This window comes from Denitrobaculum tricleocarpae (genome assembly GCF_007004665.1).
Classification (GTDB): Bacteria; Pseudomonadota; Alphaproteobacteria; order Kiloniellales; family Kiloniellaceae; genus Denitrobaculum; species Denitrobaculum tricleocarpae.
Window position 1 is genome coordinate 161113 of the sequence record NZ_ML660055.1, and the last position, 12283, is coordinate 173395.

The 12283-nt window shown below is 61.1% G+C and carries 8 protein-coding genes; 5 read left to right on the top strand and 3 right to left on the bottom strand.

Annotation, left to right across the window (positions count from 1 at the left end):
• Positions 1-24 precede the first annotated feature (24 nt).
• From FKG95_RS13085 to acnA, 3 genes are all read right to left on the bottom strand, one after another.
• On the bottom strand, positions 25-849 hold the full coding sequence (locus tag FKG95_RS13085) for a DUF1223 domain-containing protein (RefSeq protein ID WP_142896827.1): 825 nt from the start codon (positions 847-849) through the stop codon (positions 25-27).
• A 165-nt stretch (positions 850-1014) separates the two neighbouring features.
• Entirely contained in the window at positions 1015-1953 is a 939-nt protein-coding gene (locus FKG95_RS13090; protein ID WP_142896828.1) for a transglutaminase family protein, read from the bottom strand.
• A 223-nt stretch (positions 1954-2176) separates the two neighbouring features.
• A complete protein-coding gene (gene acnA / locus FKG95_RS13095) occupies positions 2177-4858 on the bottom strand; it encodes an aconitate hydratase AcnA (RefSeq protein ID WP_142896829.1) in 2682 nt (893 codons plus the stop codon).
• A gap of 897 nt (positions 4859-5755) precedes the next feature.
• Between acnA and FKG95_RS13100 the strand changes: the two genes are divergently transcribed.
• The 5 genes from FKG95_RS13100 (at position 5756) to FKG95_RS13120 (ending at position 12176) form a co-directional block, all read left to right on the top strand.
• On the top strand, positions 5756-7732 hold the full coding sequence (locus FKG95_RS13100) for an AMP-binding protein (RefSeq protein WP_246116760.1): 1977 nt from the start codon (positions 5756-5758) through the stop codon (positions 7730-7732).
• A gap of 15 nt (positions 7733-7747) precedes the next feature.
• Positions 7748-8605 carry an ABC transporter ATP-binding protein gene (locus FKG95_RS13105; protein ID WP_142896830.1) on the top strand — a complete coding sequence of 286 codons (858 nt, stop codon included), beginning with the start codon at positions 7748-7750 and terminating at the stop codon, positions 8603-8605.
• Positions 8606-8662: 57 nt separating this feature from the next.
• Positions 8663-9682 carry a branched-chain amino acid ABC transporter permease gene (locus tag FKG95_RS13110; protein WP_142896831.1) on the top strand — a complete coding sequence of 340 codons (1020 nt, stop codon included), beginning with the start codon at positions 8663-8665 and terminating at the stop codon, positions 9680-9682.
• Positions 9683-9685: 3 nt separating this feature from the next.
• Positions 9686-10765, top strand: a complete 1080-nt coding sequence (locus FKG95_RS13115; protein WP_142896832.1) for a branched-chain amino acid ABC transporter permease — start codon at positions 9686-9688, stop codon at positions 10763-10765.
• A 106-nt stretch (positions 10766-10871) separates the two neighbouring features.
• On the top strand, positions 10872-12176 hold the full coding sequence (locus tag FKG95_RS13120) for an ABC transporter substrate-binding protein (protein WP_142896833.1): 1305 nt from the start codon (positions 10872-10874) through the stop codon (positions 12174-12176).
• The last annotated feature ends 107 nt before the right edge of the window (positions 12177-12283 follow it).

Sequence of the window (12283 nt, forward strand, 5' to 3'; positions counted from 1 at the left end):
AACAGGACCGACTCCGGACTCTCCTCAAGTGCCGCCGCTATCCAGCGGCATCAGGGCGGCACCGAGAATGCGGCCCACGCCGCCTTCCTGAACGAAGATCGCGCAGCCGCCGCGTCCTTCGGCGATGGCGTCGGCAAGGTCGACCGAGAGTTCAAGCGCTTCCCCGTCCCAGGTTCCGATCGAGACGAACTCCCGCACCACATTGGCGTCGACCAGTTCACGGCCTGAGTTCTCGCCGCGCCGGACATCGGTGCGGTGTTCGTCATCAAAGACCGCCATCCAGACTGTCGCCGGCCTGGCCGGTTTCGCGCCAGCGGGAATCCTGACCGTGGCAAGGGTGGCGCGTTCCTCGATTTGAATATCCAGGCTCTCGCCGGTCGTCTGTGCCGTCACCACGGAGCTGATCACCTGCGCCCGGCGGGAGCCGACCACGTCGATCTGACCGTCGATCACCATCTGCGGCGTGTAGATAAAACGCGCACCCAACTCTTCGGCGTAGCGGCGCTGACGCTTGGTGGCCTCGGGCCGGGCGAAGGGATCCTTCCAGCCGATATAATCCCAATAGTCCACGTGATGGGCCAGGGCGATGATGCCGGGCTGATCCGCCAGTTCGCCCAAAAGCGCATCGGCGGGCGGACAGGAACTGCAGCCCTGCGACGTGAAGAGCTCAACCACGACCGGACGTGTCTCACCAGAGGTGTCGGAGGCGAGTTGAAGCGGAACCGTGGCGGCTTCGGATCCGGCCCAGGCCGGCGAAGACCCGGACGGAATCTTGGAGGCATGCCAGCTCACGCCCACCACAACGGCGGCAACAGTCCCGGCAAGAAGAAACGAAGGGAGTATTTTCATGGCTGGAGAGTAGGGGGCGGCTCAGATCACTGGCGAATCACGTTAGGGTGACTGTCGGCCTGAAACTACCCTCTATCTCTATGAATTTAAAGATAATCCGGTTCTTCGCACGCGGAATGAAAAATCTCAGGAGCAGGGGGCGGCACCTCTGCGATGGTTAAGTCTTTATGAAGAGCTGTCACCGGTCGAAACCTCGACATCGACCTGCATTTCCTCGAAAGCATCGCTCGATCCGATATAGCTTCCCTGGAGAGGAATAGCTTGAGAGGGATCTCTCGCCACCGCGACCTTGATGAGGTTGGCACCGCCGACAAGTCCGTTGGTAGGGTCGTACTCGACCCAGCCGGCGCCAGGAATGTAGACCTGAACCCAGGCATGCGTGTCACCCGAACCCCGAACCGCAACCTTCACCCGATCCGCTCCTTCTACCGTCATTGCGCCTTGACCGGTGACCGGCGCATTGCTGTCGAGCAGAGGGTCGTAGAGATAACCCGAGACGAAACGCGCGGCGAAGCCCAGGGAACGCACGGCCTCCATCATGAAGACCGCAAGATCCCGGCAGGTCCCGCTGCCCAGATTGAGGGTCTCCAGCGGAGACTGAACCCCGACACTGTAGCGGCGCTGATAGGTGAACTGGCGATTGATCGCCAGATTGATCTGAAACAGCACATCCTGTGTGTTGCTGTTCAGCCCCTGCTCCAGAAATGACCGGGCCCAGGCATCGATCCGGCGCTGCGGGTCAGGGTAGTGACGCTCGTCACAGCGGCCAAGGTCCGCCGCTTCGTCGGCGTCGTAGCAGAAGGGAAAGGTCTGCGCGTACTCGTCCACATGAAACACGGGCGAATTGAGGCCGAAATGCTCGATCTCGATCCGGCTCTCGAAACGCAGTTCCTCGGCCTGCTCGGCAAACTGCACGACCGCGATCGAATTGGAGAAGACATCGTGCATCCAGGTGATCTGCGCCGCCGGATTGATGGACAGCGCAGTATCGATGACCCGCAGGTCGTGGCTGCCGCGCGGACGGAACATAAGGCGGTGTTCGCCAAAGCTGACCGGCTGCCGGTAGCGGTAGACCGTGCTGTGCTTCACGGTGAGCTTAAGCATTGGAGCTTGATCCAGAGGTGGTGGGTTTCAGGGGCTATCGTACCCGGCGCTGCCGCAGTCTAGAGCAGATCCGGTTTAGATGGAATCGCCTTCGGCGATCCGTCGTACCGGTGAATCTGCTCTAACTATATGACGCGCTCTAGTTGAAAAGGCTTCGCCTGCCCAGAACAGCAAAAAAGGGGCGCCGAAGGGCGCCCCTTTTTTCCAAACACTGAAGGAAGACCTACGCCGCCTTCATCAGGTTGCGCAGAACGTAGTGAAGAATCCCGCCGTTGCGGTAGTACTCGACCTCGTCCGCCGTATCGATGCGGCAGAGCAGCTGGACTTCTTCGCTGCTGCCGTCGGCCCGGTGGATCCGGCAGGTGACGTCCATGCGCGGCGTGATGCCACCGGCGACCCCGACGATGTCGAAGGTCTCGGTGCCGTTCAGCTTGAGCGTCTCGCGGGTCATGCCGTCCTTGAACTGCAGCGGCAGGACGCCCATGCCGACCAGGTTGGAACGGTGGATCCGCTCGAAGCTCTCCACGATGACAGCCTTCACGCCCAACAGACGCGTGCCCTTGGCCGCCCAGTCACGGGAGGAACCGGTGCCATACTCCTTGCCGCCGATCACGATCAGCGGCACGCCCTCGGCCTGATACTTCATGGAGGCATCGTAGATCGGCATGACTTCGCCGCTCGGCTGGTGGGTGGTCACGCCACCTTCCGTGCCCGGCGCCAGCTCGTTCTTGATGCGGATGTTGGCGAAGGTGCCGCGCATCATGATCTCGTGGTTGCCGCGGCGCGAGCCGTAAGAGTTGAAGTCGATCGGCCGGACCTGATGCTCAAGCAGATAGGACCCCGCCGGGCTCTCCTTCTTGATCGCTCCCGCGGGCGAGATGTGATCGGTGGTCACCGAATCCGCGAGCATCGCCAGCTGGCGGGCACCGACGAAGTCAGTGAGTTCGCCGGGCTCGGGCCCCATGTCCTCGAAGAAGGGCGGATACTGAACATAGGTGCTGCCCGAATCCCAGGCGTAGGTCATGCCGGCGGCGGTCTCGATGGATTTCCACTCTTCCGGACCCTCGAAGACGTTGTCGTAGCGCGCCCGGAACATCTCCGGCGTCAGGGATGATGTCATCAGGGCTTCGACCTCGTGGTTGCTCGGCCAGACGTCCTTCAGGAAGACCGGTTCACCGTTACTGTCGGTGCTCAGCGGATCGTTCAGCAGATCCAGGGTCACGTTCCCGGCCAGGGCGTAGGCCACCACCAGCGGCGGCGAGGCCAGGTAATTCAGACGCGTTTGCGGGCTGACCCGGCCCTCGAAGTTCCGGTTGCCGGAAAGCACCGCCGCGACATGAAGGTCGCCCTCTTCGATCGCCGTCACATGCTCATCGGCCAGAGGACCGGAGTTCCCGATACAGGTGGTGCAGCCGTAACCGACCAGATCGAAGCCCAGTGCATCGAGCTCGCTCTGCAGACCCGCGGCCTCCAGATAGTCGGTGACCACCTGGGATCCCGGTGCCAGCGAAGTCTTGACCCAGGGTTTTACTGAAAGACCCTTTTCGCGGGCCTTTTTCGCAACCAAACCGGCGGCGATGAGAACGCTGGGGTTGGAGGTGTTGGTGCAGCTGGTGATCGCGGCGATCATGACGTCGCCGTGGTTCAGGCTGTAGTCCTTGCCCGCGACCGGCGTGCCCTTGGAGATGTCATCGCCCACGGCGGACTTGACGATCTTAGTGGCTTCGGCGCCCAGCGCGCTGAGCGCGACCCTGTCCTGCGGACGCTTCGGTCCGGCGAGGCTCGGCTCGACCGTGCTGAGATCCAGTTCCAGCGTATCGGTGAAGACCGGATCCGGCGTATTGCTGTCGCGCCACATGCCCTGCGCCTTGGCGTAGGCTTCCACCAGGGCAATCCGGCCTTCGTCGCGGCCGGTGAACTTCAGATAGCGGATGGTTTCCTCGTCGATCGGGAAGAAGCCGCAGGTCGCGCCGTATTCCGGCGCCATGTTGCTGATGGTGGCCTGATCGGCCAGGGTCAGGTGATCCAGGCCGGCACCGTAAAACTCGACGAACTTACCGACCACGCCCTTGGCGCGCAGCATCTGCGTGACGGTCAGCACCAGATCGGTGGCCGTGGTGCCTTCCTTGAGCTGGCCGGTCAGCTTCATGCCGACCACCTCGGGGATCAGCATGGAGACCGGCTGGCCGAGCATGGCGGCTTCGGCCTCGATACCGCCCACGCCCCAACCCAGAACCGACAGGCCGTTGACCATGGTGGTGTGACTGTCCGTGCCGACCAGGGTATCGGGATAGGCGATGGTCTTGCCTTCCTCTTCCTTGGTCCAGACGACCTGCGCGAGGTTTTCCAGGTTCACCTGGTGGCAGATACCGGTTCCCGGCGGCACGACGCGGAAGTTGTCGAAGGCCGTCTGTCCCCAGCGCAGGAAGGAGTAGCGCTCGCCATTGCGCTCGAATTCCAGATCCACGTTTTTCTGGAAGGAGTCAGGACCGCCGAAAGAGTCCACCATGACCGAGTGATCGATCACCAGATCGACCGGCGAAAGCGGATTGATTTTCTTCGGATCCCCGCCCAGCTTGGTCATCGCGGCGCGCATGGCTGCCAGATCGACGACCGCGGGCACGCCGGTGAAGTCCTGCATCAGAACCCGGGCCGGGCGGTAAGCGATCTCGCGGTCGGAGCGTTTCGCGGCCAGCCAGGCCGGCAGCGCCTTGATATCCTCGACCGAGACCGTGCCACCGTCTTCGAAACGCAGCAGGTTCTCCAGCAGCACCTTCAGCGAAAACGGCAGCCTGGAGATATCCCCGATCGCCTCGGACGCGGCCTCAAGGCTGAAGTAATCATATGATTTGCCACCGGCTGTGAGGGTACGGCGCGTATTCAGGGTGTCATTGCCAATGGCCATGAACAGCCTCCATTTCAGTTCGCTGGTTTAATCTTACTCGAAACGGCGGAATGCTGCGCGGGGACATGCCACCTCGGCACCCGCATCGGTCCGCCACCGAAATCCGCGCTCAACATAGTCGCACCGGAAGGAGAAACCAATACCGCAGCGCAAGAAATACCGGAAAGATATGGATATCCCCCTGTCCGCGATATGTATCGGCCGACTTAAGGCTGTTCCTGGTTGAATCGGCTCAGGAGAGGACGGCCAGTTGCGCCATGAAGGTCAAGTGCACCGCAGCATCCGTTATCGGCATCCGTTATCGGCCGGCCACGGCCCGAAATGCCGGCGCGGCCATGGCCGGCTCCCGAAATGATTGAGGTCTGGAGCAAACTGCCCGCATCACGGGCGGATTGCATAGGGAAAAACGCTTTTTTCGCAATCCGGCGATGCCATCGCCCGCCATCCAAGGCACCCGTCCCGGCGAATCCGGCGGCCGGATAAAAGGTCGGATAGGTTGTGCCGCAAGCCGGTCCGATTCGGAATCTGCGAAACGGCGCGGCGATCAAGCCGTTACATATGAAACTATATTTACCGCTATATATCATAATACTAACGCGCTATGGCGTTAAGTTTGCTGGATTTTTGCGTGACCGCCAAAGACACCACCGAGGGTGAAAAGCAATACAGTCGGACAAAGAAATTGCGCACGCACGACTAGCTCTTGACCTCCGCCTGCAAATCAACTTACCTGTTACGCAATAAGACAAAGTCGCAAACCAAACATGTGACTACAAACGAACTTAGGGAGACCGGCGTAGCGGGGACGACACTGCGCCGATACGAGGAAGTGGGCCTCGAACTCATCCGGCGTGCGGCAATGGCTTCCGCGTCCGGTCTCCTGACAGGATGGCTTGGATGAACGCTGCTTCGATGAACGCTAACGCCACGACTCTGGACACTTTTCCGAAACTTTTGCTGGAGCACGCCCGCGTCCGCGGCGACCGGCCCTCGATCCGGGAAAAGCAATTCGGCATCTGGCAGGCCTGGACCTGGGCCGAAGTCGCCGAAGAAATCAAGGCGCTGGCCTGCGGATTCGCGGCCATGGGCCTGAAGCGCGGCGACAAGATCGCCATTGTCGGCGACAACCGGCCACGCCTCTACTGGACCATGACCGCGGCGCAGGCGATCGGCGCGGTTCCGGTGCCGGTCTATCAGGATTCCGTCGCCGAGGAGATGTCCTACGTCATCGAACACGCCGAAGTCCGCTTCGCCATGGTCGAGGACCAGGAGCAGGTCGATAAGCTGATCGAGATCCGGGAGAACTGTCCGCGCCTGGAACGCATCATCTACGACGACAAGCGCGGCCTGCGGGACTACACTCAGGACTTCCTCAGCAGCTTCGAAGAGGTTCAAGAGCAGGGGCGCGCCTATGCCGCAGCCCACCCGGATTTCTACGATGGTGAAATCGCCGGAAGCGCCGGAAGCGACACCGCCATCATGCTCTACACCTCCGGCACCACCGGCCGCCCGAAAGGCGTGGTGCTGAGTTTTGATAACGTGCTGCAGACCGCCAAAAACTCTGCCGAGCTGGAAGGGCTGACCGCCGACGAGGAGGTTCTGGCCTACCTGCCGATGGCCTGGGTCGGCGATAACATCTTCTCCTTCGGACAGAGCTACGCAGCGGGTTTTTGTGTGAGCTGCCCCGAGTCCGGCGACACGGTGATGCATGATCTGCGCGAACTAGGCCCAAGTTACTTTTTCGCGCCGCCGCGGATCTTCGAGAATATTCTGACCAGCGTGCTGATCCGCATGGAGGACGCCAGCAGCCTGAAGCGCAAGATGTTCCACTACTTCATGGCTGTGGCGAAGCGCTGCGGAATCGCAATCCTCAACGGCGAGCAGGTCTCGTTTGGCGACCGCCTGCTGTACGCCCTGGGCAACGTCCTGATCTACGGCCCGCTGAAAAACGTGTTGGGCTTCAGCCGGATCCGCCTGGCCTATACCGCCGGTGAAGCGATCGGACCGGACATTTTCGATTTCTACCGTGCGCTCGGGATCAACCTGAAACAGCTTTACGGCAGCACCGAGGCTTCGGTCTTCATCACTATCCAGCCGGATGGGGAGATCAAGGCGGACACCGTCGGCAAACCGGCCCCCGGCGTCGAGATCAAGATCGAAGATTCGGGCGAGGTCATGTTCCGCGGACCGGGTGTCTTCGTCGAATATTACAAGAACGCAGAGGCGACGGCGGAGACCAAGACACCCGACGGCTGGGTGCACACCGGCGATGCAGGCTTCTTCAACGACGACGGCCACCTGAAGATCATCGACCGGGCCAAGGATGTCGGCCGCTTGAACAGCGGTGATCTCTTCGCACCCAAGTACATCGAGAACAAGCTCAAGTTCTTCCCGGACATCAAGGAAGTCGTCGCCTACGGGCACGAGCGCGATTTCTGCACCGCCTTTATCAACATCGACCTGACGGCGGTCGGCAACTGGGCGGAGCGCAACAACATCGCTTACGGCAGCTATCAGGAACTCGCCGCCAACCCGGAGGTGAGCAAGACCATCACGGCCCATGTGGAACAGGTCAACCGCGATCTCTCGGAAGATCCGAACCTCTCCGGCGCGCAGATCAGGCGCTTCCTGATCCTGCACAAGGAACTGGATGCCGATGACGGCGAACTGACCCGGACGCAGAAGGTCCGCCGCAGCTTCATCGCCGAGCGTTACAAGCCGCTGGTCGATGCGCTCTACGACGGCTCCAAGACCGCCAGGATCGAAACGGAGGTCACCTTCGAAGACGGACGCAAAGGCGTGATCAAAGCGAACCTGCAAGTCTTCGACGCGCAGACCTTCGACGCTCCCGAACTCTTGAAGCAGGCTAGCTGAGGAATTTCTGACCAGATGACAGCTGCAACTCTCGAACGCCCCGCGCCGCCCGCGCAGAGCGACGCCAGTGACGCTCCGGCGCCCACCCCGCGCCGTAATTTCAGCGAAGAGCTTCTGAAGGTCGAGGACATCAGCCTCTCCTTCGGCGGCGTCAAAGCGCTGACCAATATCTCCTTCGATATCCGTAAGCACGAGATCCGCGCGATCATCGGCCCCAACGGCGCCGGCAAGAGCTCAATGCTCAACGTGATCAACGGCTTCTATCATCCGCAGGTCGGCTGCATCACCTACAAGGGGCAGACGCGCAGTCAGATGCGTCCCCACGAAGCGGCGAAAACCGGCATCGCCCGGACCTTCCAGAACATCGCGCTCTTCAAGGGCATGTCGACTCTGGACAACATCATGACGGGCCGCCTGCTCAAGATGCGCAGGAACTTCCTCTGGCAGGCGCTCTATTGGGGCCCAGCCCTGAAAGAAGAGCTGGAACACCGCGAGAAGGTCGAGGCGATCATCGATTTCCTGGAAATCCAGGCGATCCGTAAAACGCCGGTCGGGCGCCTGCCCTACGGTCTGCAGAAGCGGGTCGAGCTGGGCCGGGCGCTGGCGATGGAGCCGGACCTTCTGCTGCTCGACGAACCTATGGCGGGCATGAACGTCGAGGAAAAAGAAGACATGTGCCGCTTCATTCTGGACGTCAACGACGAGTTCGGGACGACCATTGCGCTGATCGAGCATGACATGGGCGTGGTGATGGATATCTCGGACCGGGTCGTGGTTCTGGACTACGGACGCCTGCTGGCCGACGGCACGCCCGACGAAGTGCGCGCGAACCAGCAGGTCATCGATGCCTATCTGGGGGTCAGTCATGACTAGGGGCAAGACTGAGGGGATGATTACGGGTTCGAGTGTTTTTGAGGGGAACGGCAGATCATGAACGCAAGCGCAATCAAGAATATCGGCGGGTGGGCCATCGGGGTTCCGCTGGTCATCGCGCTCGTGGGATTCGCATTTCAGGGACTGGCGAGCGTCAACAGCTCGTTCTTCTTCGCCTGGCCCTACTTCACCGAGGTCCTGATCGCGGGCCTGCTGCAAGGCGTGATGTACTCGCTGGTGGCGCTGGGCTTTGTCCTGATTTTCAAAGCCTCCGGGATCTTCAATTTCGCCCAGGGCTCGATGGTGCTGTTCGCCGCGCTGACCATGGTCGGCTTCATCGAGATGGGCCTGCACTGGACCCTGGCCTTCGTGATCACCGGCTTCGTGATGGCGCTGGTCGCCGTCGGCATCGAGCGTCTCGTCTTGCGGCCGCTGGTCAATCAGCCCCACATCATCCTTTTCATGTCGACCATCGGCATCTTTTACTTTCTGGACGGCTTCGGCCAGACCCTCTGGGGGTCGGACATCAAGGTGCTCGACATCGGCATTCCCAAGACACCGATGTTCGTCGGCAAAGGGATGTTCGAAGGCGGCCTTCTGATCAATTCCTTCGATCTGGTCGCGGCCTTCGTCGGGGCCGCCCTGGTGATCGCGCTGGCGGTCTTCTTCCACTACACGCGGATCGGCCGCGCCCTGCGCGCGGTGGCGGACGATCATCAGGCCGCGATGTCCATCGGCATCCCCCTGAAGACGATCTGGGTCGTGGTCTGGACCGCCGCAGGTGTCGTGGCCCTGGTCGCCGGCATCATGTGGGGATCAAAGGCCGGCGTGCAGTTTTCGCTCGCACTGATCGCCCTGAAAGCCCTGCCGGTCCTGATCCTGGGCGGGTTCACCTCGATCCCGGGCGCCATCGTCGGCGGACTGATTATCGGCTCCAGCGAACAGCTGGCGGAGGTCTTCCTCGGTCCCCTTATCGGCGGTGCGATCCAGGACTGGTTCGCCTACATGCTTGCGCTTGTCTTCCTGCTGTTTCGGCCACAGGGCCTGTTCGGCGAGAAAATCATAGAACGGATATAATCGATGCTTTACCGCGAAGCAGGACAGTTCAAGACCAGTTACGCCAAGGACCAGGCGATCTTCCCGATCCGTCAGGATCGCATCCTGATGGCGATCCTGATCGCCATTGCGGTGCTCGGAGTACCGGCCCTCGCCAGCGAGTATTTCCTGGAAACCATCTTCGTTCCCTTCCTGATTTTCGCGCTCGCGGCCATCGGGTTGAACATCCTGACCGGCTACTGCGGTCAGCTCTCGCTGGGGACCGGCGGCTTCATGGCCTGTGGCGCGTTCTTCGCCTACAAGCTTGCCACCGCCTTTCCGGAACTGCACCTGGTCATCATTTTCCTGCTGTCCGGATTGGGCACCGCGCTGGTCGGCGCGGCCTTCGGATTGCCGAGTTTGCGGATCAAGGGCTTCTATCTGGCGGTCGCGACGCTGGCGGCGCAGTTCTTCCTGGTCTGGATGTTCAACAAATTCGACTGGTGGACCAACTACAGTGCGTCCGGCGTGATTTCCGCGCCCCCGCGCGAAGTCGTGCCGGGTTTCTTCCTGACCGGCAACGACGCGTCGGCGGTCACCAAATATCTGTTTCTCGTCTGTTTCGTCGCGCTCATGGCGCTGATCGCCAAAAACCTCGTGCGCGGACGTTTCGGACGCTCCTGGATGGCGATCCGGGATATGGACATCGCGGCTGAGATCATCGGCATCCGGCCGTTGTGGGCGAAGCTCTCGGCCTTCGCCGTAAGTTCCTTCTACATCGGGGTGGCCGGCGCACTCTGGGCCTTCGTCTATACCGGCTCGGTCGAAGCGCTCGCCTTCCAGATCGACAGATCCTTTCAGGTTCTTTTCATGGTCATCATCGGCGGCCTCGGTTCGATCCTGGGTTCGTTCCTGGGCGCCGCCTTTATCGTGCTGCTGCCCATCCTCCTGAACAACGGGATGCTGGCAATCGATCCGACCATCTCGACGGCGCTGGTATCACACATCGAGTTCATGATTTTCGGCGCACTGATCGTGCTGTTTCTGATCGTTGAACCGCATGGACTCGCCCGGCTTTGGCAAATCGGGAAAGAAAAACTCCGGCTCTGGCCATTTCCTCATTGAGCGGAGAGGGGTAACGGGCCCGGCGCGGCGGCATGACAGGGATTTAGTCTCCGCCCGGGCCAACAACACTTGTACGGCAAGATAAAAACTAGGGAGGACGAAAAAGATGAATCTTAGAGCTTTAGGACTGGCGGCCTTGGGGGCCGCCGCAATCGCGACGGCCGTTCCGGTCAGCGCAGCGGACACACAGTACATTCCGGGTCTCATGTACCGGTCCGGACCCTACGCCCCCAACGGCGTGCCTTTCGCAAACGGGTTCCAGGACTACTACAAGATGATCAATGCCACCGGTGGCATCAACGGGGTCATGATCGAGTACGAGGAATGCGACACCGCCTACAACAACGACCGCGGCGTCGAGTGTTACGAGCGCCTGAAACGCCCTGATGCCGCCGCGATCGCGCCCCTGTCGACCGGCATTACCTATGCGCTGATCGAGCGTGCGACGGCGGATAAGATTCCGCTGCTTTCCATGGGCTATGGCCGGACAGCCGGATCCGACGGAACCGTGTTCCCCTATGTCTTCACCCTGCCGGCAACCTACTGGTCGGGCGCGGACATCATCGTGAACTACATCGCCGAAAAAGAAGGCGGTTACGAGGCCCTGAACGGCAAGAAGATCGCTCTGGTCTATCATGACTCCGCCTACGGCAAAGAGCCGATCGGCACCCTGGAAGCCCTGTCGAAAAAGCACGGCTTCGATCTGAGCCTCTTCCCGGTCGCCCACCCTGGTCTGGAACAGAAAGCAACCTGGCTGCAGATCGGACGTCAGGTCCGGCCTGACTGGACGATGATGTGGGGTTGGGGCGTCATGAACTCGACCGCCATCAAGGAAGCAGCCGCGGTCGGCTATCCCATGGACCGTTTCGTCGGCATCTGGTGGTCCGGCTCGGAGCAGGACGTGACCCCCGCAGGCGCACAGGCCAATAACTACAAGTCGCTGAATTTCCATGGCACCGGCGTCGACTATCCCGCGATCCAGGACGTTCTGACCAAGGTTCATGACGCCGGGAACGGCACTGGCCCGCGAGAAGAAGTCGGCACGGTGCTGTACAACCGCGGCATCATGAACGCGGCCATCATCGTCGAGGCCATCCGCACGGCCCAGGAAATCCATGGCAAAAAGCCGCTCATGGGTGAACAGGTCCGCGACGGTTTCGAAGCCTTGAATATCGACAACGCACGCCTCGAGGACATGGGCCTGGCCGGGTTCATGGAGCCGATTCAGATCACCTGTGCCGACCATGAGGGCACGGGCCGCGCCTTTGTCCAGCAGTGGGACGGCACGGAATGGAAACCTGTTTCGGATTGGGTCGAGCCCAACCGCGCGGGTCTGCTGCGTCCGATGATCGAAGAGGCCGCCGCGCAGTACGCAGCTGAAAAGGGCATCACCCCGCGCAGCTGCAGCTGAGCAATCCACGGAATGACCGGTTAATGGTCTGAATGTGAAACGGGGGCGGCCTGAACCGGCCGCCCTCACCCACCTCTAAATCGAGCGATAGTATCCGGAAGCTTTAA